This is a genomic window from Pseudomonas baetica (assembly GCF_051216495.1).
Lineage (GTDB): Bacteria > Pseudomonadota > Gammaproteobacteria > Pseudomonadales > Pseudomonadaceae > Aquipseudomonas > Aquipseudomonas baetica_B.
Genome location: NZ_JBPKAM010000032.1, coordinates 1 through 26,487, shown reverse-complemented (window position 1 = coordinate 26,487; position 26,487 = coordinate 1). Strand labels below are relative to the sequence as shown.

Here is a 26,487-nt window from a genome sequence, read left to right as displayed (position 1 = left end):
GTTACTCGTTTAGCGATCAGTTTTTCAATGGGATCAGCACTTTTTCGTCGGGGGACAACACCATGAATACCAGCAACTTTGCCGGCTGGGTGGCGCTGGCGTTTTTCGAGACCAGATGCTCGGATCCCGCCGCTTCATACCAGTATTCGCCCGCCTTGTAGGTCACTTCTTTCTCGCCTTTCACCTGAGAAGTGATGGAACCCTCCAGAACGTAGGCCATGGCGGTGCCATCGTGCTTGTGGGCTATGGACGATTGGCCGGGCTTGTAGTCGACTTCGATCATCAGGGCTTTTTTGCCCGGGACGTTTTTCAGCATTTGATCCTGCAATACCGTGACCTTTTCCGAAGGATCGCCAGCTTCATGGGCGAATGCCGACGCGGAAACGCTCAGGGTCAGGGCAACAAGGGGAGCGGCACAGAGGCGCAATACGTTCATGGTTCATTACCTGCGGTGGATGAGTGGTCAGGAACCAATCTAGTGCGCGAGGAGGGGCAATCAAACAGCCAATATGCGGGAAGGTCAGGGGACCAATTGGCTTTAAAACTGTAGGAGCGAGCTCGCTCGCGATGGCGTCAATATCACCGCGGTTATCCAGATAACACGCGTAAACGTTGACGACCATCGCGAGCGAGCTCGCTCCTACAGGAGGGGGTTAGCGGATCGGAAAACTGTTGAAGTCGACGGCGTTGGCCAGTTGGCAATCGATCAGGTCGATGAAGCCTTGAACCTCGGGGCTGTTGAAATGCGCTTGCATGGCCGCTTCCGATTGCCAGTGGGCACTGACGGTCCAGCGATTACTGTCCTCAGGGCAGCGGTCGACCATATAGGAGTCACAGCCCGGTGTTTCGCGCAGGGTGTCGACAATCTTTTGCAGTTGCTTACCCAGGTCTTCCGAGCGGCCGGCGACGGCCTGCACCTTAACGGTATTGATCACTTTGTAGGACATTGGCTCACACTCCTGAATCAGGCCGGACGAATCCTGCTCATTGAGGGATAACGCCTATGCAGGATAGGCCTGCACACCCGGACCACCAATAGCCAATCGCCGGATAAAGCCGCAGTCCAATTCGTCAGGTTACTTGTTGCAGAATGTCTCGAAGGCGATCGAGGGCGATGTCGATGTCCAGGGTTTCAATGGCGCCGAAACCGAGGAAAAACCCTGATTTCGGGGCTTGTTGATAGAAAAAGCTGTCGATGGCGTAAAGCCCGACTTCGACCTTTTTGGCCAATTCAATCACCAGCGCCACGTCGATCGGTACTTTGCACAGGACCACCATGTGGAAACCGGCCCGGGTCGGCACGGCCTCAAGCCATGGCGAAAGATCACCGGCCATGCGCGCCAGGATCCGCTCGCGTCTGCCGGCATAAATCGTATGGCAGCGTCGAATGTGCTTGAGCAGGCAGCCTTCAGCGATGAACTTGGCCAACGCCCACTGGGGCAGGGTGGAGGTGTGCAGGTCGGTGAGCTGCTTGGCGCGCACCACTGCCTCAAGGATCGCGGGCGGCAGGATCGCGTAACCCAGGCGCAGCTCCGGCAACAGCGTCTTCGAAAAGGTCCCGACGTAGGCGACGATCCCGCGCTCATCCATGCTTTGCAGCGAATCCGTCGGTCGGCCCTCGTAGCGGAATTCGCTGTCGTAGTCGTCTTCGATGATGATGGCCCCCAGCTCATGAGCCTTGGCCAACAGCGCCACGCGTCGTTCCTGGCTCATGGGCATGCCCAGTGGGAACTGGTGCGAAGGGGTGACATAAATCAGTCGCGTGCCGACTGGGATCTTGTCCACCTGGATGCCCTCGGCATCCACCGGCACGCCGATCACCGTGGCACCGTGGGTGCCGAACAGCAGGCGTGCCGGCGGATAACCGGGGTCTTCCATGGCCACGATGCTGCCGGGGCGGGTGATCACGCGGGAAATCAGATCCAGAGCCTGTTGGGCACCGTTGCACACCACCACGTCTTCATCCTGGCAATTGACGCCACGGGAGAATGCGATGTGCCGCGCGATGGCATTGCGTAGCGCCGGAAGACCTTCGGCCTGGCTGTAAAAACCTTTTGACGCAGCGATCTGGCGCAAGGCGTGGGAGGTGCAGCGCCGCCAATCGTCCTGGGGAAACTGGCCCTTGCTGGTGGCGCCGCCGATGAAGTCATAACGCAGCGAGCCTTCCAGTGTCGGATGGCGCAGGAACACCGGCAGGTTGCGCCAGGATTCGATCACCTCGAAACCGGCCAATTCGGAAGGGTTCTGCTTGCGCTCGACTTTCGAGGCCCGGGCGTTGACGTAGGTGCCTTTGCCGATCACCCCGGTGAGGAAGTTTTCGTAGGTCAGTTGAGCGTAGGTATCGGAAATGGTCTTGCGTGAAATGCCCAACTGTTCAGCCAGCAAACGGCTGGGTGGGAGTTGCGTCCCAGCTGCCAGACGGCCTGATTCGATGGCGCTGCGCAGTTGTTTATACAGCTGGCCCGCCAGATCCTTTCGGCCGTTAATGACAACATGTAATTCCATACCGGCAGGCTCCTGCGGCGGATGATCTTGTTCGCTGTGTGCGTGGCGCAAGATTACCCGGATTCGCCAACAGGGAAGAAGTTGCCTGCGGAAAAAACGCCGAATTGGACTAGTGGGCACTGGTCTGCCCGGAAATAAAAGAATTGGATCTGGCATCAACCGACACCTGTGCCAAGCTTTGATCATTCACCTGATTCGATAGGTCCACCATGAGTCCTCGATTGGATTACTACAGCGCTTCACCCAAGGCGATGAAAGCGATGATCGCCATGGAGGCCCTGACCAGCAGTTTGAGCATCGAGCCGGCGCTGCTGCACCTGGTCAAGATCCGCGCGTCGCAGCTCAACGGCTGCGCATTCTGCACCGACATGCATTCGGTGGATGCCCGGCGCCTCGGCGAGACGGACCGGCGCCTGTATTCCATCGTGGTCTGGCGCGACAGCAACTTCTTCAACCCGCGCGAGCGCGCCGCCCTGGCCTGGACCGAGGCGGTGACACGGCTGGCGGACAATCATGTGCCGGATGACGTTTATGAAGAGGCGAGGGGGCAATTCAGCGAGGAGGAGTTGGTGGACCTGACCATGGCCGTCACCACCATCAACAGCTGGAATCGCCTGGCCGTGAGTTTTCGGCAAAGCCCCAGTACCTGATCGACTGTCACATCCGCTTCATGAACGATGCGCAGGATGAGACTCCCAGTGATAGATCGACAGGGAGTCATCGATGTCATTCATGGAAACCACCGGCCAGCAACGCCTTGCCGAGTACCGCGCGCCCCTGGATAAAACTACGTCCTGGCGCATCCGCGCAGCGCAGATCGATCCGGTGCTGGCGCAGTGCTTCAGCGTCAGCGCCCGTTGTGGCTGCTTCATGCAGGCGGCTCGCCGGCTCAATATCAAGGCGACACTGTTGCGCAAGCAATTGGCGCAGCTTGAAACGCAGTTGCAGTGTTTGTTGTTCAGCCCTTCGGACAACGGCGTCGCCCTCAGTCGCGACGGGTTGCAATTGCAGTCGCAGTTGATTGCACTGGCCCACGAACGTGACCTGCCAGTGATCGAGCAACCGCTGGTGCGCGTGGCCATTGCCGAGCCGATCCTGCACGACATCCTGGGTCGCGATCTGGTGGCGCTGTTGCGGCGCAATGCCGGTGTGCGCCTGGACATCATCACCCTCGACAGCGAATTGTCCCTGCAAGCGGTCAGTGCCGATGTGGTGGTGTGGCTGGCGGCACCTGATTCGCCGTTGCCCGGCCCGAGTTTCGCCATCAACGAGCCACGACGGCTGGCGCGGATCGATTATCTGCCGCACATCGCCAAGCGCTATTCACGGGTCGCTTCGCGTCCTGACAACCTCGAAGATCTCGCCGATTTTCTGCTCGTGCAATGGCAGCATGATCGGCAGGTCGACAGTTTGCGGCCATGGCATGATGTGGTGGACCAGCGTCTGGCTGGGGTCGTGCAGTTGCATGCCTATGAGCTGATGCAGGAGATGATCCGTTGCAGCGCGTGCATTGGCTTGCTACCCGGTTACATGAGCCGATTCGACCGTGGGTTGATCGGATTGCCGGATCTGTTCGCGCAGCCGATGCAGCGTCAGGTGTGGATAGCGGTGAACGCCGAGTCCCGGGGCGAGTCGCAAGTACAGATGATGGTGGAGCTGATCGAGAACACCTTCCACGAGCGGCGGGCGTGGTTCGAGGGTTGACGCCTATCCATCTGTGGGAGCGAGCCTGCTCGCGAAAGCGGCAGATCAGTCAATCAAGATGTCGACTGACACTCAGCCTTCGCGAGCAGGCTCGCTCCCACAGGGAGCCTCGCCAGGCTCGAGGGATGCGTTGTAGAGTAACCGGTCATGCTCGCCTCAAGGATGAATCACCCATGCCCGCCGCCGAACCCGTCATCACCCTCGAACGCCTCAACGAATCCCACATCGAAGGCATTACCGCGCTTTACCACGAACCGGTCGTCATGCGTCAGACACTGCAAATGCCGTTTCTGTCCTCCGAGATCTGGCGTAAACGCCTGGCTACGTACGACGAGCGGGTCGTGCAACTGGTGGCGCTGCATCAAGGCGCCGTCATCGGCAATATCAGCCTGGAACAGTTTTCTCGCATCCGCCGCAGCCATGCCGGCAGCTTCGGCATGGGGGTTGCGCGGGCATGGCAGGGCAAGGGCGTCGGTTCGAAGCTACTGGCCGCGGCACTTGATATCGCCGACAACTGGATGAACCTGCGCCGCGTCGAACTGACCGTGTATGCCGATAACGAAGCCGCTATCGGCCTGTATCGCAAGTTCGGTTTCGAATCCGAAGGCTTGTTGCGCGACTACGGGCTGCGTGAAGGGCAGTGGGTCGATGTCTTGAGCATGGCGCGTCTGCATTCCATGGCTAATTGATTACCCACAGGAGGAAAGCGGTGCTTCAGATTTTCAGGTTGCCCCAACCCGGATTGGGCGCTTGCGGTGCCACCGCATTAATGGTTTTCCCAGTCGCCTCCTCAACCCGCCGCGCCACTTCAGGATCATCGGCAAACGGAATCAGGCTGGCCTCTTCAAGACTTTTAGCCGTCTGGCATTTCAAGCAGTATTCAACCGCCAGCCAAAGACTCACCGCGCCCAGAACATTCAATGCGATTTCGATCATCAGGCTATCTGCGCCTCGTACTCGGCCATTTTCAGGTCGGACACCCGCACCGTCCACCAAACGTTGTACGCCATCACCAGCATGCCCGTGAGGAACAAAACGCCTCCGGCAAAACGCACGAGGAATCCCGGATGGCTGGCCTGCAACGCTTCGACGAAGGAGTAGGTCAGCGTGCCGTCGTCGTTGATCGCGCGCCACATCAGGCCCTGGGTGATGCCGTTGACCCACATCGAGGCGATGTACAGCACGGTGCCGATGGTTGCCAGCCAGAAGTGCAGGTTGATCAGCGGCGTGCTGTGCATCCGTTCACGGCCGAAGACTTTGGGCACCATGTGATAGGTCGCGCCGAAGGTGATCATCGCCACCCAGCCCAGGGCACCGGCGTGTACGTGGCCGATGGTCCAGTCGGTGTAGTGGGAGAGGGCGTTGACGGTTTTGATCGCCATCATCGGGCCTTCGAAGGTCGACATCCCGTAGAAGGCCAATGACAGCACCAAAAAGCGCAGGATCGGGTCGGTGCGCAGCTTATGCCAGGCACCCGAGAGCGTCATCATGCCGTTGATCATCCCGCCCCAGCTTGGCGCGAGGAGGATCAAGGACATCGCCATGCCCAACGACTGCGCCCAGTCCGGCAGCGCGGTGTAGTGCAGGTGATGGGGACCGGCCCAGATGTACAAGGTGATCAGCGCCCAGAAATGCACGATCGACAAACGATAGGAATACACCGGCCGGTTCACCTGCTTGGGCACGAAGTAATACATCATCCCCAGAAAACCCGTGGTCAGGAAAAAGCCCACGGCGTTGTGCCCGTACCACCACTGGACCATGGCGTCGGTGGCCCCGGAATACACCGGATAGGATTTGAACCAGCTCACGGGAATCGACAGGTGGTTGACCACGTGCAACATCGCGATGACGACAATGAACGCACCGAAGAACCAGTTGCCGACGTAGATGTGTTTGGTCTTGCGCTGCACCACGGTGGCGAAGAACACGATGGCGTAAGCCACCCAGACCACGGTCATCCACACGGCGCCGGAGAATTCGATCTCGGCGTATTCCTTGGTGGTGGTATAGCCCAGCGGCAGGCTGATCAGCATGATCACGATCACTGACTGCCAGCCCCAGAAGGTGAACGCAGCGAGTTTGTCCGAGAACAGTCGCACCTGACAGGTACGCTGCACCGCGTAATAACTGGCGGCGAATTGCGCGCTGCCGGCGAAGCCGAAAATCACCAGGCTGGTGTGCAGCGGACGCAGGCGGCCGAAACTGGTCCACGGCAGGTTGAGGTTCATTTCGGGCCACACCAGTTGCGAGGCGATCCACACGCCCATCGCCATCCCCACGACGCCCCAGATCACGGTCGCCACGACGAATTGGCGGACGACCTTGTAGTTATAGGCCTGTCCGTTGGTTGTTGTGTTCATGGTCAATGCTTCCACGGTTGCAAAGTCGGGCAACTGTAAAAACACCGGCACGCTCGAAACAGGCTCAGTAAAAGTTCATTTATGCGGATCAGATGCATAGGGCGCCCAGAACTATGCGCTGTGCTCTGATATGGTTTTTTATCGTTAATGTGAATCTGTAACGTACTGCGTCGAAAGCTCATAGTCGCGGCAATCTCTGTAGGAGCGAGCTCTGCTCGCGATGGACGTCAACGAAAACGCGAACTTCCTGGATGAACGCGTCGCCCATGGCTTCATCGCGAGCAGGCTCGCTCCTACAGGGATCTGTGCCCAATCCTGATGAGGTAGCCAGATGTATCAGTACGACGACTATGACCGGGCGCTGGTGTTCGAGCGGGTTGCGCAGTTTCGCGATCAGGTCGAACGCTTCATGGCCGGTGAGCTGAGCGAGGAAGAGTTCCTGCCGTTGCGCCTGCAAAATGGCCTGTACATGCAAAAGCACGCCTACATGCTGCGCGTGGCCATTCCCTACGGCACCCTCAATGCCCGGCAGCTGCGCACGCTGGCGAGCATCGCCCGGGACTACGATCGCGGCTACGGCCACTTCACCACCCGGCAGAACATGCAGTTCAACTGGGTCGAACTGGCCCAGGTGCCGGAAATCCTCGAACGCTTGGCTCAGGTGGAAATGCATGCGATCCAAACCTCCGGCAACTGCGTGCGCAATATCACCACCGAAGCCTTCGCCGGTGTAGCGGCAGATGAAATGATCGACCCGCGACCCTTGGCCGAGATCCTGCGGCAATGGTCGACCTTTAATCCGGAGTTCCTGTTTCTGCCGCGCAAGTTCAAGATCGCCATCTGCTCGGCCGAGCAGGACCGGGCAGCGATCATGATGCATGACATCGGCCTCTATCTTTACCCCGGCAGCGACGGGCAAATGCTGCTGCGGGTGATTGTCGGCGGCGGTCTGGGGCGTACGCCGATCCTCGGTTTGCAGATCCGTGAAGGCCTGCCGTGGCAGCACCTGCTGTCCTACGTCGAGGCGGTGTTGCGGGTGTATAACCGCCATGGTCGTCGCGACAACAAGTACAAGGCGCGGATCAAGATTCTGGTCAAGGCCCTGGGTATCGACGCCTTCGCCCGGGAAGTGGAGGAGGAGTGGCAATACCTCAAGGACGGCCCGGCGCAACTGACCCTCGATGAATTCGAGCGCGTCGCCAGTGCCTTCGTCGCGCCTTCATACCGCGTTCTGGCGGACACCAACCTCGATTACGGTACGCACCTGGCAGAGAACCCTGCGTTCGCTCGCTGGGTGCTGCGTAACGTGCAGCCGCATAAAGTACCGGGCTACGCCTGCGTGGTGCTGTCGACCAAACCCGGTGTTGCTGCGCCACCTGGCGATGTCACGGACACGCAAATGGAGGCGGTGGCCGAGTGGTCCGAGCATTTTGGCTTCGGTGAAATCCGCATCGCCCATGAACAAAACATTGTCCTGCCAGACGTGCCCAAAGCCGACCTGTTCGCGCTATGGCGCCTGGCTTGCGAACACAATCTGGGCAGCGCCAATGTCGGTTTGCTCACGGACATCATTGCCTGCCCCGGTGGCGATTTCTGTGCGCTGGCCAACGCCAAGTCGATCCCCATCGCGCAAGCGATTCAGGCCCGTTTTGACGACCTCGACTACTTGCATGACCTCGGCGATATCAGCCTCAACATCTCCGGCTGCATGAACGCTTGCGGTCACCACCATATCGGCAATATCGGCATCCTCGGGGTCGATAAGAACGGCAGCGAGTGGTACCAGATCACCCTCGGCGGCGCCCAAGGGAAAAACAGCGCGTTGGGCAAAGTCATCGGCCCGTCCTTCAGCGCTGCCGAAGTGCCCAGTGTCATCGAGCGCATCGTCGAGACCTTCGTGCGTTACCGCGAAAGCGAAGAACTGTTCATCGACACCTTCCATCGCATCGGCCTGGAGCCGTTCAAGGAGACGGTTTACCCGATAGCGCTGGAGGTGTCGGCGTGAACAACCTGTTGCGATTGGAGGAGGGCGTGGCGCGATTTGACGCTGAAGATTCGTGGACGTTGATCAGGGACGTGGAGGCGCCACTGCCAACAGGGGCATTGATTCTGCCGCTGGCCAGGTGGCTGGACAAACCCCAGCAACAGGGTGTCTGGTTGGGGCCGGACGAAGATGTGGAAAGCCTCGAACCGTGGTTCGCCCAGCTGCCCTTGATTGCGCTGGATTTTCCAAGCTTTCGCGATGGCCGCGCCTACAGCCAGGCTTATCTGTTGCGCACTCGATTGGGCTGGACCGGGGAGCTTCGCGCCATCGGCGATGTGCTGCGTGATCAACTCAGCCATATGCGCCAATGCGGTTTCGACAGTTTTGCGGTGCGCGAGGACAAATCTGCCGAGGATGCCCTGAAAGGGTTGGCGGGGATGAGTGTGTTGTACGGGCGGTCGGTGATTGAACCGCGACCACTGTTTCGGCGACGGTGACATTTACCTACCTGACCTGTGGGAGCGAGCCTGCTCGCGAAGGCGGCAGCACATTCAACATCGATGTGACTGACACACCGCTATCGCGAGCAGGCTCGCTCCCACAGAGGATCTAACCCCCGATCATTTCAACGCCGGATCCCCCATGTTCATCTTCTTCCAGCCCTGCAGCAGCACCTGGGCCTTGGGTTCTTGCCCGTTGTTGAGGTAGTACTGAATCAGCGCCAGACGCGCATCGCGGTTGGTGGGTTGCACCTTCAACAACCGTTCCAACTCTTCACACGCCGCATCGACCTGACCGCTGTCATGCAATGCCACTGCCAATACATAACCGTATTGTGCGGTCTGTGGTTCCAGCTGCGCGGCTTTGCGCAGGAACGGCATGGCTTCCTTGGATTTGCCGGCGCGCACCAGCGACAGACCTTGAGTGTGTTGCAGCAGTGCGGCGCCCGGGTGTTGTTTCAGGCCTTGGGCGAGAAGCGTCTGGGCTTCCTGGCCGCGACCATTGGCCTCCTGCCATTGCACCAGGGTCACCAGCGCCGGGTAGAAGTCGGGATCACGCTGGATCGCGGTGCGCAGCAGTTCCTCCACCTCGCCACTGCGGCCACTGGCCTGATAGAGCATGGCCAGGTTGAGGTTGGCCTCGGCTCGTTCGGCCAGGCTCTTTTGCACGGCTTCGTATTCGGTGATGGCGCTGTTCCAGCTGTCCTGAGCGGTGCCCAGGTCGTTACGCGAGCTCAACAGGTCCCGCGCCGCCGCAATACGCACAGCCTTCACCGGGTCGTTCAGTAACGGCGTCAACAGTGATGCGCGCTCCGCTGGCGGCAGGAATGCGCTGACCGCGTGCACGGCACTTTCACGCACTTGAGGTGCCGGGTTGCCCAGGTCCTTACTCGCCAGCTTCAGCGCTTGCTCGCTCGGGTACGACGGCAACTCGTTGAGCAGGGTCGCCCGTTGAATCGCCGGCAGGTTGCTGCGCTGCAGTTGCTCGAACAGGGCCTGTGCTGCGCCAGGCTGGCCGTTGCGGATCAGCCACAGGCTGTCGTCATAGCGTGGCGCTTGTGGGGTGCCGGCATTGGCGGTGTTCCACAACTTGAACTGTTCGGTGACCTTGTCGCCGGCCTTGCCCTGGTGACAGGTCAGGCAGGCGTCCGGTGTGCCGAGTTTTGCCGCTCGCTCGGGGTTGGGGATGCTGAAGCTGTGGTCGTGACGGAAGTCGTTGCCCATGTAGAACTTGCCGGGCATGTGGCAATCCACGCACTGCGAGCCGGGTTGGCCCATGGTGTGGCGGGTGTGTTCGATGGCGTCGTAGTTCTTCGCTTGCAAGCCTTTGCCATCGACACCTTCCACCGTCGTTTTGCCCGCGGTGTTGTGGCATTGCAGGCAGACACCGTTGCCCGGTGCCTTGAGTTCGGTGCTGTGGGGGTTGTGGCAATTGCTGCAACGCACACCCTTGTCGAACATTTTGCTCTGGGCGAAGGAGCCGTGTTCGAACACTTCATCCTTGATCTTGCCGTCCAGGGCGTACAACTCGCGGGTCAGGGTGCTCGGCAGGTAATCGTCCATCAAGCGTTTGCCGACGGTGAAGCCATCGCCCAGCGGCGCGCGGCGCGAGTGGCAACGGGCACAGGTTTCGATCTCGACGGTGGCGTTCTTGTCCTTGAGATCGACGGCAAAACCGGCATGGATCAGGTCGGTCTTTTTCGCCGTCCATTCCAGGTGGTTGGAGGCCGGGCCGTGGCAGGCCTGACAACCGACCCCCAGGCTGTTCCACTGGCTGTCGAAGGTGTTTTTCGCTGCATCGAAATTGCGCTTGTAGCCGGTGGTGTGGCACTCGACGCACATGAAGTTGGCGTTCTGGCTCGGTTTGCTCCAGTGCAGCGGATCCTTGAAGGTCACACCCTGGCCCGGATACAGATGAAACCAGCGGTGTTTCTCGGTATCCCAGGCCACGCCCAGGGCTTGCAAGCGCCCGTCGCCCACCTCGATCAGGTATTGCTGCAACGGTTCGATGCCAAAGGTATAGGCGACCTTGAAGTCGGCGTTCTTGCCGTCGATACCGGGGGTGTTGACCCAGAATTCGTCGCCCTTGCGCGAGAAACGGGTGGTTTCGTTTTCCGCCTTGAAGGTGACGTTGTTGAAGTCGCCGAGCATGGTTTCGGCGCTGGCGGCCTGCATGGCCAATTGGTGATGGGAACCTTGCCAGTCCTTGACCTGGGCGCTGTGACAGCCCTGGCATTGTTGCTCGTCGACCATCTTCGCCGGTGCTGTTTCAGGCGGTGGGGCCACAGGTTGCGACTTGGCGACTTGAGCGACAGGCGCGTTGACGGGTGTGTAGGCCACTGGAGCGGGCTGGCTGCTGAACAGAAACCAGCCGATACCGGCGACAGCCAAAAGCAGGATGCCGATGGTGGCGGGAAACAGGTAACGGTTGATCAGGGTCGGTTGCGAATCAGGCTTTGGGTTTACTGCTTTGTTTTTATCTTTCGGCATTGCGACTTCCGTAGTCCAGGTGCATTTGCCGTGAGGCGCGCGTTCATGCTCGATGCAGCTTTGCCGGATGAACGGCATCTGTCAAATGGATGATGTGAGGTTCAGGCCTCTTCGCGAGCAGGCTCGCTCCCACAGGGATTTTTGTTGCACCGTAGATCCACTGTGGGAGCGAGCCTGCTCGCGAAAACGGTCTGACAGACAACCGATCACTGCCCGACAAACCACCGGTAATACGGATTCCCTCCATCCCCGGCCATGACCTCGCGTATATCCCGCCCCCAGGCATCACGGTCGCCGTCATAGGCATGCAGGCTCGCCCGATAGAACTGCATCAGGCGCTGACGGTGCACGTTCATGCGCTCATTGAAGCCCGCGTCGGCATTCACCAGCGGCGGGGCGGTGTGCAGGTCGAGCAGCGCCGGCAGCACCCGGGTGATTTCCTTGGCCCGGACCCAGGGTGCGTACTCGATGCGCGGTTGATCGTCGGTCACCGGTTGCGCATCGGCGGCGAAGCGTTCCAGGCCGGCGCGATCGGTCACCCAAGTCGCGAGCAGCGCGGCGGCGGAGCCGATACCGACATCCTGCAAGGTGCTGCGCACGCTGTCCTGCTGGAAGCGCTGGTTGATTTTCGCGGCATCCAGTTCGATCGGCTCCAGCGACCCCACCAATAGCATCTCGTGGAACTCGCTGGTCCACAGGGTGGCGTAGGGGAAGACATCGAGGAAGCTGCGCACCAGCGAGCGCGAGTCGTCGATGTTCTGGGTCGGCAGCGGCAGCCACTGGGCGACCAGGCCTTGTTTCTGCAAGCGATTGGCGGCCAATTGGTAAAAGTCACGGGAGTACAGGTTGACCACGCCGGCAGCGGAAGGTGGTGGTGGCTCCAGCGTGATCAGGTCGTAGCGTTGCGGATTGCGCAGCAGTTCCTGGCGACCGTCACGCAGGCGCACATCGACGCTCGGATCAGCAGCGGCATTGAAATTACCCTTGAACAACGGCGCGGCCTTGACCACCGACGGCAGCAGCTCGGCGACAACGCGATGCTCCAGGCCCGGATAGCGGGTCAGGGCGCCGGCCGTGATGCCGGTGCCAAAGCCGATCACCAGCGCCGAACGTGGCTCGGCGTTGTGGATCAATAGCGGCAACAACGCCTGGATGCGCATGTAGCGCAGGGACGGCATGGCGTCGCCGGTGTTCGATACGCCCTGGATATACAAGCGCTGGAAGGCTTTTTGTCCTTTGCCTTGGGTCACCACGGCGACGGTGCCGCCGCGTCCTTCCTCGTAAAAGGCCAGGGTCGCGTTACGCGCGCCGGGCAGCAGGCTGGCGAGCTTGTCCACCGGCGTCAGCAGGGCCACGGCCACTGACAGCAGGCCGACTGCGATTACGCCCTGGCGTCGGCCTTTCTTGACCCCATGACCTTTGCGCACCGCAAAGTAACCGATACCGGCGGCGATGATCGCCAGCAATCCCAACGTGCGCACCAGTCCCAGCAGCGGAATCAGCACAAACCCGCAGAGCATCACGCCGATGATCCCGCCCAAGGTATTGAATGCCACCACCTCACCGACGTTGCGCCCCACATGGTCGCGACCGACGCTCAAGCGCAGGGCCACGGGGAACGCTGCACCGAGCAGCACGGTCGGCACGAACACAATGCTCAAGGCCGCCACCGCAAAGCGAGCGCTCATGCCCACCAGTTCACTGCCGCCCAGCGACAGGACCCAGGCTTCGACCACGCTTTGCGCGAGGACCAACCAGCGCCCGAGCAGGGCGATTTCCAGCAATGCCACCAGCCCGGCACCGGCAATCAGCAAACCGAAGACGCCCCAGGGATCGCGCAGGCGATCGACCCGGCGGGCGAGCAGGGCGCTACCGAGAAACAGACCGGTGAGGTAGGTCGCCAATACCACGGCGAAGGCGTAGGTGCGGGTGCTCATGAACTGCACGATGGATTGCGACCAGACCACTTCGTAACCGAGGGCCACGCCACCGGCAATCGAATAGAGCCACAGTGCCAGGCGATCCGGCGCCTTGTCGGCGTGGTGCCTGGCGGGTGCGTCTTGCGGAAGCGGACGCTGACGCTGAAACCAAAGGGCTCCGGCGGCCGCCAGCAGGTTGAGCATTGCGGCGGCCAAGGCGCTGCCGCGAACGCCGAGGGTGGCAATCAGCACGAAAGCGGCGAGCAACGTTCCGGCGATGGCGCCGGCGGTGTTTGCCGCGTAGAGGTGACCACCGGCCTTGCCCAGTTGTTGCGGATCGGCCGCCAGGGAACGCACCAGCACCGGCAGGGTGCCGCCCATCAGCAGCGCGGGAATACCGACCAGCGCGAACGGCAACACCCAGGCCAGCAGGCCGATGTGTTGTTCCAGCCAGGCAAATGGGCTGGCCGCCAGGCTCATCGCAACGGTCGCGCCGACACCCAGTATCGCCACCAGCACTTCCAGCCCGGCGTACAGCAGAACTGGTTGCTGCAAGCGGTCGGCCCAGCGGCCGAAGACCAAGCCACCCAAGGCCAGACCCGCAAAAAATGCGCTGATCCCGGTGGTGATGGCGTACACCTCGACGCCCACCACCAGTGATAGCTGTTTGATCCACAGCACCTGATACACCAATGCCGCGGCACCGGAGACGAACAGCAACAGGGCGGGGATCAACAGCGCCGGGGAGGCGGCGTGGGTGGTGGGTATGGCCGACGACTTGCTGGCGACACGTGAGGACATTGCTGATTGCCTTGTTCCGGTTAAAACATCTGCGACTGTACCGGCCTCTTCGCGAGCAGGCTCGCTCCCACAGTAGATCTTTGGTGCATCAAAAATCCCTGTGGGAGCGAGCCTGCTCGCGAATGAAGTTGACGCAGTCTCCAGTGGAAAATAAGGCCGCTCGCCGATGACGGCGAGCGGCGGTCGAGCGGTCTTACTTGGCGTTTTTCATTTTCTCTTCGATTTTCTTGTCAACTTCCTCGCGGATCTGGTCGACACTGAAGCTCGCTGGCTTCTGGCTAGGCGGGTAGTCGACGAAGGTCTGCAGGAAGGCCGCCGATCTGCGCACGCCATCGAAAATCAGATAGTCGTTCTTGGTCAGCCAATCATAGTATTGGTCAGACACGACATCGGCGCGTTCGTATGGGTCCATCCGCAGGTTGAAGATTTTAGGCACGCGCAGGCACGTGAACGGTTCGCTCCATACCTTCAGACCACCGGGAGCACGCTGCTCGCAGAAGACGATCTTCCAGTCGTTGTAACGCATGTTCACCAGTACGCCATCATCGTTAAAATAGAAGTACTCGGTACGGGCACTCTTGTCGGTCTTGCCAGTCAGGTAATCCAACTGGTTGAAACCGTCCAGATGCACCTTGAAGTTCTTCCCGCCAACATCCGCTCCCTTGAGCAGGCGTTCCTTGATATCGGTATCGCCGACAGCCGCCAGCAAGGTCGGGAACCAGTCCATTCCGGAGAACATCTGGTTCGACACTTCGCCAGGCTTGACGTGGCCCGGCCAGCGGATCATCGCCGGAACCCGGTAAGCCCCTTCCCAGTTCGAGTTTTTCTCGTTACGGAACGGAGTGGTTGCCGCGTCCGGCCAGGACCATTGGTTCGGGCCGTTGTCAGTGGTGTAGACCACGATGGTGTTGTCGGTGATTTTCAGGTCATCCAGGGTTTTGAGCAGTTTGCCGACGTCGCCGTCATGCTCGAGCATGCCGTCGGCATACTCGTTGCCCACCATGCCGCTTTGCCCCTGCATGGATTCACGCACGTGAGTGAAGGCATGCATGCGGGTGGTGTTCATCCAGACGAAGAACGGTTTGTCCGCCTTGGCCTGTTTCTCGATGAACGCCTGGGCGGCCGCCGTGGTTTCGTCGTCGATGGTTTCCATGCGCTTTTTGTTCAGCGGGCCGGTGTCTTCGATCTTGCCATCGGCAAAGCTGTGGATCACGCCGCGAGGAGAGGCCGCCTTGACGAATTCTTTGTCATCCTTCGGCCAATAAGGGCGCTCTGGTTCCTCTTCGGCATTGAGGTGGTAAAGGTTGCCGAAAAATTCATCGAAACCATGGTTGGTGGGCAGGTATTCGTCCTTGTCCCCCAAGTGGTTCTTGCCGAACTGACCCGTTGCATAGCCTTTGGCTTTGAGCGCCTGGGCAATGGTCACGTCTCTGGCTTGCAAGCCGACCGACGCGCCTGGCATGCCGACTTTGGACAGGCCCGTGCGAAGCGCGGACTGTCCGGTAATGAAGGTCGAACGCCCGGCCGTGCAGCTGTTCTCCGCGTAGTAGTCGGTGAACATCATGCCTTCTTTGGCGATGCGGTCGATGTTGGGCGTCTTGTAGCCGACCACGCCGAAAGAGTAGGCGCTGATGTTGGTCTGGCCGATGTCGTCGCCGAAAATGACAAGGATGTTGGGTTTGTCAGCGGCCCCGGCTGTCGCCGAGAACGCCATGACCGAAGCCGCCAGCAAGGCCGCCTTCGGTAACCATTTGCGTATGCCAGTCATATGACTTGCTCCTTTACTTAACTTAAGTCGCTCGGTGCGACAAACGTTCATTGCGGTCCTGCGTTACGTTTTTTTATTGCACTTGCTCGGTTGCGGCGGCATCGAAGGGGTAGATCCGGCGCCATTCGGCGGCCATGTCCACCACGGTCCAGCCACGGTTTTTGGCTTCGTCCAGGGCTTTGTCCAGTTGACCGATATGCGATTCCCGGTCGTAAGCCCATTCGCGTTTGGCGTCGGTGTGATGCACCAGCCCCATGAATCGTTTGCCTGGCCCGGCGGCGGTCCACTGCAACATTTGCAGGTCGCCATCGGAGTTGCCGAAGGCCAGAATCGGTCGGCGTCCTATCACGGCGTCAATGCTCACCGGCTTGCCCGGCCCGTCGTCGTTGTGCGCCAGTTTCGGCGTGCGCTGGATCGATGCCTTGCCATCCTTGTAATCAAACGTGGTGACAAACGTAGTGCCGATCACTTGCTCGGGTGGAATGCCGTAGACCTTTTCAGCGAAGGCGCGCATGAAGCCGGTGTCGCCGCCGGAAACGATGTAAGTCTTGAAGTCCTGGCTGCGCAGGTAGTCGAGCATTTCCAGCATCGGCTGGAAGATCATCTCGGTGTAGGGTTTGCCGGTTTTCGGGTGGCGCGCCTGACTCAGCCAGGTCTTGGCATAGTCGTCGAAGGCTTCAGTGGTCATGCCGCTGTGGGTCACGGCGATGATTTTCATCAGGCCGTCCATGCCGGTCGCCGCCAGTGCCTTGTGATCGTTTTCCAGCACGGCCTGGAATGGCTGGGTGGTCTTCCATTCCGGGTGCTGCGCTGCGGTGCGCTTGACTTCATCGAGGGCGAACAGCACCTCGAAGTACATCGGTTGCTCGCTCCACAAGGTCCCGTCGTTATCGAACACGGCGATGCGGTCTTCGGGTTTGACGAAGTCCTTGCTGCTCTGGTCGGTCACGGCCTGGACGAACTCGATGATGTGCTTTTTCGACGGGCCGTCGTTCCATGAAGGCAACGGCTCGGCTGCCTGCACCAGCAGGGGCAGGCTCAGTGCGAGCGTCAGCAAAAACTTCAATCCGTGATGCTGGCGGATCGATATCGGGTTCATCATGGAAAATCCTTCTCGTGTACAGGGTTCAGTGGACGCAATGCGGGAGCAATTGATTCTCTGTTGTGTTCGACCCGACTATGCAGCGTAGTCAAGGATTCCTTGAGTTGTTGCAATGCTTGATCTTTGCTCGGTTCACGGCCGTAACAGGCGCGCAGCAAAGCTTGCAGGCGCGGGCCGAGGCCGGTCAGTTTCAGGCCGTTGCGGGTGCGGCGGGTCCAGAGGTAGAGGGCGCTGAACTGTGGCGGTTTGCCATCCAGCTGTGGCGGGATCTGCCGCCAGGCGTAGTCGGCCGATTGCAGCCAGGCCAGGTGCCGGGCGCGACGCCGGGCCTGCCAGCCGAGGTAGGCGCGATGCACCAGTGGCCGCGCCAACCATATGAGCACTGCCGCGCCCGACAACAGTGCCAGCAGGCCAAGGGCAAATCCCGACAGGTGCAGGTTTTGCTGGCCGTGTTTTTTCAGGTCCTCGCTGATCGAGAACACTGGCCGATAAGCGTTGTTGGCCACGGCGTCGAATTCCATGGCGGGGACTTGCGCGGTGTGGGTCTGTTGGCTGCCGCTGTTCCACCATTTCACTTCGATGGCAGGCAAGGTGTAATGGCCTTCGCGGTCGATCCGGTACGTCACGCTGTCGATGCGCTGGCCACCGGTGAAGTGGCCACGGCCATCGTCCAGGGTGCTGACCTGCGGGTTTTTCGGGTAGCGACTAAGGCCGCTGACATCGCCCAGTCCTGGCGTCGGCAATGACATGGCCAGGGCGCCGTCGGCTTGCAGGGTCAATTGTCGGGTGAGGCTGTCGCCGACTTTCAATGGCGAATCCGGTTTGATGAGTTTCTGGGTGAAACGCAGACTCTGCGCCACCAGCACCGGCTCCCCGGACTTGAACCCCGGCGGTTGCGTTGCTGTGAAGTGCAGCGGTTGGCTTTGCGCACTCAGTTCCGTGGTGGCCTGGCCCGGAGTGCTGCGAACGGTGAGGGCTGGGATGTCAAAGCCTTGCGCCACATTCGGCGTGATCAGGTAGCTGAAGCGCATGCCGCTGAACGACTTGCCGTCGAGCGTTTGATTCAGGTGTTCGGCATGGCCGTCCGGTGGCATGACCAGCGCCCCCGGCAACTTCAGGTCGGGCAGGGCGGGAGCGTCGGTGAACCAGGTGTCGGTGAGGATGTCGAGTTGCAGTTGGACAACGCTGCCGACCATGGGGGAGGTGGCGGGTTGCAGGGTGGCCTGGACGCGCAGTTCGGGTTCGGCGGCGATGGTGCAGGTGCTTATCAGAACAGCGAGCAAGGTGCCAAATGCTGTGGTGATCGATCTGGCGCTATCGCTGGCAAGCCAGCTCCCACAGGTTTTTGTGAACAATCCGGAACATGTGGGAGCTGGCTTGCCAGCGATGGGAGCGACTCGGTTTAGCAGACTGATCATGGCCTGGCCCCCAACTGATCCTGCAAACTGAACTTCTGTTTGAGGAATTTCGCCGGCGATGTGCTCAGGTTCTGCAACCACTGCTCATCCGACGCCGCCTGTTGGGTGACCAGGGATTTGCTCTGGCCCTTGCCCGGTGCCTTGTCCATTTTGATTTCGTCGGGTTTGGTTTCGGGGGCGTTCTGTTCGGCGCTTTCGGTGTCTTTCTGCAAGGCGATGGCCAGGGCGAGGTTGGCCGTGGCTTCAGGGAATTGCGGTTGCAGCTTCAGCGCCTGGGTGTAGGCGGCAATGGCCTGGTCGAACTTGAAGCGACGCACATAAATGTTGCCCAGATAGAAATACGCCTGGGGTGTTTGCAGGCGGGCGAAGCTGGCCAGCGCCAGGTCGAAATCGGCGGCGTTGTAGGCGGCGATGCCTTTCCAGTACGGGTCGGAAAAATGCGCGGCGGCCTGGGGGAAGTGTTCATGTTCGAAAGCCCAGCGACCTTGCTGGTCTGGGGTGAAAAAGGCATCGGTAAGGGCGTTGGCCTGTGCCGGAGTCGGCTGCATGCCCAGGCCGACGGCCAACAGCAAACCGGGCATCCAGTTCAGGCTCCAACCCTTGCGCACACTGAAGAAGGCAATCAACAGCAGCGGCCAGCACAGCCAATAGCCGGCGTCTTTCCAATGCAATTCGCGCTGTTCATCGCTGGCGCTTTGGAAGTGTTGTTGGGCGTGCAGGTCCACCCAATCCAGATCGTCGCCATTGAGCGTCAGGCTGCCCAACGGCGCATCCAGTGCCGATGCAAGCTGCTTGAGCGCCGCCTGATCGAAACTGCCCAGTTCCGGACGCCCGTTGCTGTCGGTGCGTGGCTGGCCGCTGGCATCGCGGATGATGCCGCCGTCCTCGTTGCCGACGGCCAGGATCAGCACCTGCAGGTCGCTGCCATCCAGTTGTTTATCGAGGCCGGCCAGTGTCGAAGTGTCGGCGCCGTCAGTGATCAGCAGCAAGGTGCCGGGGGATTTTTCGGCGGCCAGCAGACGCTTGGCCTGATCGATGACCGCACCAACATTTTTCCCCGGTTTGTCGATCAGGTTGGTAGCCAGGGCCTGGATGAAGGTATCGAGCAAGGCCGGGTCATCGGTCGGCGGCAACACCAGGTGCGCGCTGCCGGCGTAGGCGATCAGGGCATTGCGCGCGCCGGCGCGGCGCTGGATCAGGTCATGGACTTTGTGTTTGGCGGCTTCCAGGCGTGTCGGTTGCACATCGGTGGCGTCCATCGACGGCGAAAGGTCAATGGCAAGGATCAGCGGCGCACGGTTTTCCAGAAAATCCGGCCGATCCTGTTCCCAGGTCGGTCCGGCGGCGGCCAGGGCGCCGGCGATCAACAGTGCGCAAACCAGATGCACCGGGCGCAGCCATTGGCGGTCCTGCGGAGTAATCAGCAGGTGTGGCAGCAAGTGCTCGGCGATGTTGCCGCGCAGACGCCGCTGCAGGTCGCGACTGCGGCGCCAGATCAGTGGCAGCAGGGCGGCGAAAGGCAGCAGCAACAGCCACAGTGGGCGCAGGAAGTGGAAGTCGCTGAGGTTGATCTCCATCTCAGGCCTCCTGCCGTTGACGCGCAAGGGACAGGTGTGGGCGCAGCAGCGCGCCCAGGTGATAGATCGCCAGCAGCGCAATCGCTGCCCCCAGCGGCCACCAGAACAGATCTTTTTTCGGCTGATGGCTGAGGGTCTTGACCTGATGCGGCGTCAGCGTGTCGAGAGTGCTGTAGACCTCGTTCAGTGCATTGCGGTCTTCGGCGCGGAAGAATTTGCCGCCGGTGGCTTCGGCAATCTGTTGCAAGCTGTCGAGGTTGACCTTGGCTTCGCCGGACGCCTGCGGGTCGCCAATGCCGATGGTGTGAATCACCACGCCTTTGGCGGCCGCCATGGCGGCGGCGTGATCCGGGGTGATGGCGCTGCTGGTGTCATTGCCATCGGTGAGCAGGATCACGACTTTTTCCTCTTCCTTGGCCTGCTCCAGCAGCTTGAGGCTCAAACCGATGGCATCGCCGATCGCGGTGTTCGGGCCGGCCATGCCGATGCCGGTGTCGTCGAGCAACAGCGACAGGCTGGCGTGATCGAGGGTCAGCGGCGCTTGCGGATAGGCACCGCTGCCGAACACGATCAGGCCGAGACGATCTTCTTTGCGCTTGTCGATAAAGCCATGCACCACGTCCTTCACCGCGGCCAGGCGATTGATTTTCTGGCCACTGGCGTCGGTGAAGTCGGTGGTTTCCATGGACTGTGACAGGTCGATGGCCAGCATCAGGTCGCGTACCGGTTGCTGGCGTTCGATGGGTTTTTCCACGTACACCGGCCGGGCCGCCGCCACCAGCAACAACACCCACACCAGCAGGTTCAACAGCAACTGCCAGCGGTTGCTGCGGGTGCCGGCCTGACTTGGCGCCTGGCCTACCGCACGGCTCATCGCCGCAAAGAACGGCACCCGCACCGCACTGCGGGCTTCGCGGTAGTCGGGCAGGTAGCGGTAACCAAAAAATGGCAATGGCAGCAGTAGCAGCAGCCAGGGGTAATCAAGCTGCCACATGATGATGCTCCACCCAGAGTTTGCAGGTGTCGAACAGGTGTTGGCGTTGTTCGGCGGGGAGGGCGCGCAGGGTGGCTTCCGGGGCGTAGGCCAGCAGTGCGAGTTGTTGGCTGAAGTCGGCGGGCAGGGGTTGTTTAACGTGTGCTTGAAGAAAGTTTTGCCAGTCTCTCCCGCCAAGCCCTGTCACCTGTGGGAGCGAGCCTGCTCGCGAAAGTGATGTGTCAGGCACCTTGGATGTTGAATGTTGGACCGCCTTCGCGAGCAGGCTCGCTCCCACAGGGGAATATTTGTTTGGCATGGAGATGGCGGTGCGTTTGAGCAGCTCAGGCAATTCGCGCAATGCACTCAAATCATCACTGCGTTTTTGCAACTGCGCCAACCGCACCAACGCCTCACGCCGATAGCGATCACGGCGCCATTGCCAGTAACGTCGGGCGGCGATGACTAAAGCGCTTAGCAGGAACAATCCGAGCAGAACCCACCAACCCCAGGTCTGCGGCGCGTAACTGACTGGCGCAGGCAGGGCTAATTCCTTGAGTTGATCGATGCTCGGGATGTTCGGATTCATCGCCGTCCCCCGGCCAACTTGCCCAGTTCGGCGCGCAATTGTTCGTGAGCTTCGGTGGCGGTGCTGAACATCATCAACGGCACTTGGCTGCGGCGCAGCAGGGTGGCGACGTCCTTGAGCCGTCCGCCGAGAAAGTCGCCCAGCGGTTGGTGTACCTGCCGACGCTCCACCGCCAGTTCCACCTGCAACTGGCCTTGAGTAACCAGCAAGCGGCCATTTTTCGGCAGGTTCAACGCCATGGGGTCGTAGACCTGCATGGCGATGACGTCGTTGTGCGCCGCCAACTGTCGCATCAGCTGCAAGGTACGCTCACCGGCGCCGGCAAAGTCGCTGACGATACAGATCAAGTGATCATGCCCGGCCAGTGCCAGGCACTGCTGCAACACCTTGTCGAGCTGGTCTTCGCCTTCAGCGTCGGGGCTGGCCGCGCTCAATTCCTGATTCTGCTGGACGATGCGGCTGCACAGCGCTTCGATCCGTTTGCGGCTGCGCAGTGGAGCGACGCTGTCGATGCGCCGGTCGTTGAACACCAGTCCGCCGACCCGGTCGCCGGCGTTGAACACCATCCAGGCCGCCAACGAACCGAGTTCGGCGGCGAGGGCAGATTTGAAACTGCGCTGGGAGCCGAAAAACATGCTCATGCGCTGATCGACCAGGATCAGCGCCGGGCGGTCGCGTTCTTCGGTAAAGGTACGCACCACCGGTTTGCCGCTGCGCAGCGATGCGCGCCAGTCGAGGTGGCGCAGATCATCGCCGGGCTGATAGCGGCGCAACTCATCGAAATTCAAGCCACGGCCACGCAAACGCGAGGCATGGTTGCCGGCGAGAATGCTGCCCTGGGGCTGGCGGGCGAGGAAACTCAGGTCACGGGCCTTGAACTCCAGCGCCATCAATTGCGCCAGAGAGACGTAGACCAGACCGTCAACTCTCTTCATAAACATCAGGCAGGAATCGCCACTTTATCGAGCAAGCGGTCGAGTACCTGATCGGCCGTCACGCCGTCGGCCACCGCGTCGTAACTCAGTTGCAGGCGATGGCGCAGCACCGGATGCACCACGGCGCGCACGTTGTCCGGCGAGACGAAATCCTGCCCCTGCAACCACGCATCGGCGCGGGCGCAACGGTCCAGGCTGATGCCGCCACGGGGGCTGGCGCCAATGGCGATCCAGCGGCCGAGGTCGGCGTCGTAGTCGGCGGGGTGGCGCGTGGCATTGATCAGGTCGATCAGGTAGCGGTCGATGGCCGGGGAAACGTGTACTGCGCTGACTTCCTGGCGCGCGGCGAAGATCACGTCCTGGGCCAGTGCGAACCCCTGTACCGCAGCGGTCTTGGCGCCCAGAGTTTGCTCCTCCTCGCGCAACAGGCGCAGTACCTGGCTTTCGTTCTCGGCGCTCGGGTAATCGAGCAGCACTTTCATCAGGAAGCGGTCCATTTGTGCTTCTGGCAATGGGTAAGTGCCTTCCTGTTCGATCGGGTTCTGCGTGGCGATCACGATGAACAACGGCGGCAACGCATGGCTGTTGCCGGCCACGGTGATCTGCCGTTCTTCCATGGCCTCGAGCAACGCGGCCTGGACCTTGGCCGGGGCGCGGTTGATTTCGTCGGCCAGGATCAGGTTGCCGAACAGGGGACCGGGCTGGAAGCGGATCTCGTTTTTGCCTTCGACCTGATGCAGCACCTCAGCACCGGTGATGTCCGAGGGCAGCAAGTCCGGGGTGAACTGGATGCGGCTCATCTTCGCGTCCAGGTGCTTGGACAGCGCCTTGACCGTGCGGGTCTTGGCCAGCCCCGGCAAGCTCTCCAGCAACAAATGCCCGTTGGCCAGCAGGCCCAGGAGGATTTGCCGAATCACCTGATCCTGACCCAACACGGCTTCGGCGATGCTGGCTTGCAGGGCATTGAGATCATTGAGTACGGTCATGGAAGCTCCTAGAAAAACGCCAGGGTCAGGTTGACGCTGAAACCGTTGCCTTCGGGCCGGTTCTTGGTGTCGAACTCCGGGATCCAGCGGGCGTTGAAATTGGCCTGTGCATCGGCAAACTTGCCTTGCCAGCCAAAGGTCGGCCCGGCACCCACTGAACGCCCGCGAAAGCCACTGCTGGCACCAGACCCGGTGTCGTCGGTGAGCTGCTGGATGTAACCGGCGGCCACACCGGCGTTCCAGCCGTTGCCAAAGCCGTGGGTCCAGAGGGCGTCGAGGGTAAAGAGGTCGCCGTTCTGGTAGTCCGTGGCGTCGTTCTCGGTATAGAACTCAAGCGTTCCGGACAGGGTGAACTCGCCACCCTTGCCATCGAGGTGGGTGAAAGCCACGGTGGGCATGAAGGTGTAGGTGTTCTGCCCGGCATTGGCCAGGCGATCATCGTTGTAGGCGCCGGTCGGCACGTAGATCGGCAGCGAGAGCGAGAGGTGGTTGACCTCGTCGAAGTGGTAACCGGCGGCGATGGGCGTGATCAGCATGTCGGCGAATTGGGTGGCTGTGTCCTCGGTGCCCAGCGTCCTGCCACGCGGTCCGGTGATGCTCGCGGTAATGTCGGTGTACTGAACCGGCACGCCGATGGCCGAAGCGTAGTTCCAGCGCCCTTTGCCGGTGTCCCAGACATGGGTGAAGTCGGCCATGGTGTAGGACACCTTCAGGTCCAGCCCGGTACTCAGGGCGCCAACGATCGGCACTTGTGCATTGCCTTTGAGCTCGCCGTCGTACCAGAAACTGCTCAGCGACATCACCCAGCCGGGTTCCGGCGGAACGATCCCGGCATTGGAAAACACTTGCAGGCCGGTCATCGGCCGACCGCCGCCACCTTCTGCCGCCATCACCAGCGGACTGCCGCCAAGCATGCACAGGGCCAAAAAAGGGTGTACTACAAAAGGCCTGAACATGCAGGGCTCCGCTTATGAGTTTTGTGGGTTTACGGGCATCGGCAACGGCATTTTCCATTGACCGTTGTTGATTTCGAGATTGGGCTGCGTTGTCACATTGCCGGGGTGGGTATCCAGGCTTTGGGCACCCACACCACAGCTGACGAACATGGTCATCAGACTGAAACCGACTGCGCGAATAGCGATGTGCATGGCAATGTCCTCACTTTCCAAAGGTGACGTTGAGGCCGGCGTACAGCGTGAACTGCGGCAGACCATCGCCCTTGTGGTCGACGGTCCACTGCGGCTCGATGAAAACGTTGAGAATATTTGACCCGTCTTTCCAGACTTTCCCACCACCCAAACCGAGTGGGATGTAGTGGGTGTCGTTCTTCAGGTCATAGGTCCAGATGCCGGTGGAACGCAGGTACCAGCCGTGTTCCAGGTTGTGGATGATCAAGGGCTGCACAGTGGCGGTTTCGACGTGTGGGCGGTCGTGATCGCCGGCGAATGAACTCTGATACTGCACGAGCGCGCCCAGCAGGCCACGCGGTGAGGCATCGATCGCCACGGCAGCCAGGCCACCCTGCCACTTGCCGGTGCCCAACTCGTCCTGATCGGCGAAGGGTGCAGTGATCATCGGGCCAACACCCAACTGCACGCCTTCGGTCTTGAGCAGAAAGATATCGAACACATTCAGATCGCCTTCACCGGTGCTATAGCCACCGTTCGGATCGGGGCGAGTGCTGATCGGCGCGGTGGCGCGCAGCAGCTGTGGCACACCGATGAAATCGTTGGGCGCAATCGGCAGCGTGCCGCGTACCAGCAGGTCATTGGTATGGATATTGGAATCGTAGTATTGCGGGGTGTAGTAATCCTGCAGGCTCATCCCCGGCGCGATGTTCAGCGGGTTATTGCTCTTGTTGGCGGTCTCGGCGTTGTCGGCGTGGGCGCAAATGAAAGGCGCAAACGAAACGGCCAAAAGAAAGGCGCGCATCCCCAATGTGTTCGACATCATTCCCCCGGTTCCCTGGTGGCTCACTTGGACGACTCGGCACTTGGCGGCCGTTACGACGTAATCTCTTTGCTATCAAGGCTGTAGGACACGTCACTTGAAGCTAGCAGCTAAATGGGGGTTAGCCAGTCGAAGGGGTTAAATCTTTGATTTTGTGTACACGGTTCTCGATTTTTTTGTGTACTAAAAAGTTAATGTGAATCAGGGGATGGGAAAACAAAAAGCCCGTCATCGGTATCAACGCGATGGCGGGCTTGCCGTTATGTGTGGCTGGATGCTCAGCACTTTTTCCCAAACGCCCGCTCTTCCTGCTCCCGCAACTCCGGTGTTAGCTCAGCACCGAAATCCTCCATCTCAAACACCTGACGAATCTCGATCTCGGCCTCAGTACCCGGCATCGGGTTCGGGCAGCGCTTGACCCATTCGATGGCTTCTTCCCTGGACTTGACCTGCCACAGCCAGTAACCGGCGATCAGTTCCTTGGTTTCGGCGAAAGGGCCGTCGATCACTGTGCGTTGGTCGCCGGAGAAACGCACACGGGCGCCTTTGCTGCTGGGGTGCAGGCCTTCGCCGGCGAGGAGGATGCCGGCCTTGGCCAGTTCTTCGTTGTAGTTGCCCATGGCGGTCAGCAGTTCGGTGCTGGGCATGATGCCGGCTTCGGAGTCCTGGCTGGCTTTTACGATGATCATGAAGCGCATGGTGTTGTCTCCGTTGGATTGGGATGGCTCAGTTATAGTCGAATGAGCATCGGCTGGATCGACAACCTTTCGTCATGAACTCCGGGTGGCAGTGGGTGAGGGGGGTACGATTTTGAGTTGTGATATCAGAGTATGTTGCGATTATTGGCTTGGGCGTGACCCTGTGGGAGCGAGCCTGCTCGCGAAAGCGGTGTGTCAGGCAAATCATGAGTGAATGTCGAACCG

The 26,487-nt window shown here is 60.6% G+C and carries 24 protein-coding genes; 5 read left to right on the top strand and 19 right to left on the bottom strand.

Annotated elements, in window-relative coordinates; translation table 11 throughout:
- Positions 1–16: 16 nt before the first annotated feature.
- From ACSFE6_RS13740 to ACSFE6_RS13730, 3 genes are all read right to left on the bottom strand, one after another.
- A complete protein-coding gene (locus tag ACSFE6_RS13740; RefSeq protein WP_435428119.1) occupies positions 17–436 on the bottom strand; it encodes a cupin domain-containing protein in 420 nt (139 codons plus the stop codon).
- Positions 437–653: 217 nt separating this feature from the next.
- Complete coding sequence (locus ACSFE6_RS13735; RefSeq protein WP_435428118.1) at positions 654–947, bottom strand: antibiotic biosynthesis monooxygenase family protein; 294 nt, start codon at positions 945–947, stop codon at positions 654–656.
- Between the two features lie 124 nt (positions 948–1,071).
- Positions 1,072–2,505: a PLP-dependent aminotransferase family protein gene (locus ACSFE6_RS13730; RefSeq protein ID WP_435428117.1), complete on the bottom strand. Its 1,434-nt coding sequence runs from the start codon at positions 2,503–2,505 to the stop codon at positions 1,072–1,074.
- 209 nt (positions 2,506–2,714) lie between these two features.
- Here ACSFE6_RS13730 and ACSFE6_RS13725 point away from each other — a divergent pair, with 209 nt between their 5' ends.
- The 3 genes from ACSFE6_RS13725 to ACSFE6_RS13715 all read left to right on the top strand — a co-directional run bounded on the left by ACSFE6_RS13725 (position 2,715) and on the right by ACSFE6_RS13715 (position 4,898).
- Positions 2,715–3,155, top strand: coding sequence for a carboxymuconolactone decarboxylase family protein (locus ACSFE6_RS13725; RefSeq protein ID WP_435428116.1), 441 nt, complete (start codon positions 2,715–2,717; stop codon positions 3,153–3,155).
- Between the two features lie 73 nt (positions 3,156–3,228).
- Positions 3,229–4,209 (top strand): LysR family transcriptional regulator, encoded by a 981-nt coding sequence (locus ACSFE6_RS13720; RefSeq protein WP_435428115.1) that lies wholly within the window; start codon positions 3,229–3,231, stop codon positions 4,207–4,209.
- Positions 4,210–4,382: 173 nt separating this feature from the next.
- Positions 4,383–4,898 (top strand): GNAT family N-acetyltransferase, encoded by a 516-nt coding sequence (locus ACSFE6_RS13715; protein WP_435428114.1) that lies wholly within the window; start codon positions 4,383–4,385, stop codon positions 4,896–4,898.
- 25 nt (positions 4,899–4,923) lie between these two features.
- Here ACSFE6_RS13715 and ACSFE6_RS13710 read toward each other — a convergent pair whose 3' ends face one another.
- Both ACSFE6_RS13710 and ccoN read right to left on the bottom strand, forming a co-directional pair.
- The gene (locus ACSFE6_RS13710; RefSeq protein WP_435428113.1) at positions 4,924–5,145 is read right to left on the bottom strand and encodes a cbb3-type cytochrome c oxidase subunit 3; all 222 of its coding nucleotides are present in this window, start codon (positions 5,143–5,145) and stop codon (positions 4,924–4,926) included.
- Positions 5,145–6,572, bottom strand: a complete 1,428-nt coding sequence (gene ccoN / locus ACSFE6_RS13705) for a cytochrome-c oxidase, cbb3-type subunit I (protein WP_435428112.1) — start codon at positions 6,570–6,572, stop codon at positions 5,145–5,147. The genes ACSFE6_RS13710 and ccoN overlap by 1 nt, the downstream gene beginning before the upstream one ends.
- Positions 6,573–6,903: 331 nt before the next feature.
- On the opposite strand from ccoN, the gene ACSFE6_RS13700 reads away from it, so the two are divergent.
- Both ACSFE6_RS13700 and ACSFE6_RS13695 read left to right on the top strand, forming a co-directional pair.
- Entirely contained in the window at positions 6,904–8,577 is a 1,674-nt protein-coding gene (locus ACSFE6_RS13700) for a nitrite/sulfite reductase (protein ID WP_435428111.1), read from the top strand.
- Positions 8,574–9,053, top strand: coding sequence for a DUF934 domain-containing protein (locus ACSFE6_RS13695; protein ID WP_435428110.1), 480 nt, complete (start codon positions 8,574–8,576; stop codon positions 9,051–9,053). Before ACSFE6_RS13700 ends, ACSFE6_RS13695 begins: the two co-directional genes overlap by 4 nt.
- Positions 9,054–9,176: 123 nt before the next feature.
- Here ACSFE6_RS13695 and ACSFE6_RS13690 read toward each other — a convergent pair whose 3' ends face one another.
- The 14 genes from ACSFE6_RS13690 to ACSFE6_RS13625 all read right to left on the bottom strand — a co-directional run bounded on the left by ACSFE6_RS13690 (position 9,177) and on the right by ACSFE6_RS13625 (position 26,262).
- A complete protein-coding gene (locus tag ACSFE6_RS13690; RefSeq protein ID WP_435428109.1) occupies positions 9,177–11,546 on the bottom strand; it encodes a tetratricopeptide repeat protein in 2,370 nt (789 codons plus the stop codon).
- Positions 11,547–11,752: 206 nt separating this feature from the next.
- The gene (locus ACSFE6_RS13685; RefSeq protein ID WP_435428108.1) at positions 11,753–14,266 is read right to left on the bottom strand and encodes a fused MFS/spermidine synthase; all 2,514 of its coding nucleotides are present in this window, start codon (positions 14,264–14,266) and stop codon (positions 11,753–11,755) included.
- A 193-nt stretch (positions 14,267–14,459) separates the two neighbouring features.
- Positions 14,460–16,034, bottom strand: coding sequence for an arylsulfatase (locus ACSFE6_RS13680; RefSeq protein ID WP_435428107.1), 1,575 nt, complete (start codon positions 16,032–16,034; stop codon positions 14,460–14,462).
- 73 nt (positions 16,035–16,107) lie between these two features.
- On the bottom strand, positions 16,108–17,136 hold the full coding sequence (locus ACSFE6_RS13675) for an HAD family hydrolase (protein WP_435428106.1): 1,029 nt from the start codon (positions 17,134–17,136) through the stop codon (positions 16,108–16,110).
- The gene (locus tag ACSFE6_RS13670) at positions 17,133–18,554 is read right to left on the bottom strand and encodes a hypothetical protein (RefSeq protein WP_435428105.1); all 1,422 of its coding nucleotides are present in this window, start codon (positions 18,552–18,554) and stop codon (positions 17,133–17,135) included. Before ACSFE6_RS13670 ends, ACSFE6_RS13675 begins: the two co-directional genes overlap by 4 nt.
- Entirely contained in the window at positions 18,551–20,131 is a 1,581-nt protein-coding gene (locus tag ACSFE6_RS13665) for a VWA domain-containing protein (RefSeq protein ID WP_435428104.1), read from the bottom strand. The genes ACSFE6_RS13670 and ACSFE6_RS13665 overlap by 4 nt, the downstream gene beginning before the upstream one ends.
- Before the next feature lies 1 nt (position 20,132).
- Positions 20,133–21,125 (bottom strand): vWA domain-containing protein, encoded by a 993-nt coding sequence (locus ACSFE6_RS13660; protein ID WP_435428103.1) that lies wholly within the window; start codon positions 21,123–21,125, stop codon positions 20,133–20,135.
- The gene (locus ACSFE6_RS13655) at positions 21,112–21,693 is read right to left on the bottom strand and encodes a DUF4381 domain-containing protein (protein WP_435428102.1); all 582 of its coding nucleotides are present in this window, start codon (positions 21,691–21,693) and stop codon (positions 21,112–21,114) included. The genes ACSFE6_RS13660 and ACSFE6_RS13655 overlap by 14 nt, the downstream gene beginning before the upstream one ends.
- Positions 21,690–22,634, bottom strand: a complete 945-nt coding sequence (locus ACSFE6_RS13650; protein ID WP_435428101.1) for a DUF58 domain-containing protein — start codon at positions 22,632–22,634, stop codon at positions 21,690–21,692. The genes ACSFE6_RS13655 and ACSFE6_RS13650 overlap by 4 nt, the downstream gene beginning before the upstream one ends.
- Positions 22,634–23,614, bottom strand: coding sequence for an AAA family ATPase (locus ACSFE6_RS13645; protein ID WP_435428100.1), 981 nt, complete (start codon positions 23,612–23,614; stop codon positions 22,634–22,636). The genes ACSFE6_RS13650 and ACSFE6_RS13645 overlap by 1 nt, the downstream gene beginning before the upstream one ends.
- Before the next feature lie 8 nt (positions 23,615–23,622).
- Positions 23,623–24,570, bottom strand: coding sequence for a SphA family protein (locus ACSFE6_RS13640; RefSeq protein ID WP_435428099.1), 948 nt, complete (start codon positions 24,568–24,570; stop codon positions 23,623–23,625).
- A 12-nt stretch (positions 24,571–24,582) separates the two neighbouring features.
- Positions 24,583–24,762 carry a hypothetical protein gene (locus ACSFE6_RS13635; protein ID WP_435428098.1) on the bottom strand — a complete coding sequence of 60 codons (180 nt, stop codon included), beginning with the start codon at positions 24,760–24,762 and terminating at the stop codon, positions 24,583–24,585.
- Positions 24,763–24,772: 10 nt separating this feature from the next.
- Complete coding sequence (locus ACSFE6_RS13630; protein ID WP_435428144.1) at positions 24,773–25,564, bottom strand: hypothetical protein; 792 nt, start codon at positions 25,562–25,564, stop codon at positions 24,773–24,775.
- A gap of 278 nt (positions 25,565–25,842) precedes the next feature.
- Positions 25,843–26,262, bottom strand: coding sequence for a YciI family protein (locus ACSFE6_RS13625; RefSeq protein WP_435428097.1), 420 nt, complete (start codon positions 26,260–26,262; stop codon positions 25,843–25,845).
- Between the last annotated feature and the right edge of the window lie 225 nt (positions 26,263–26,487).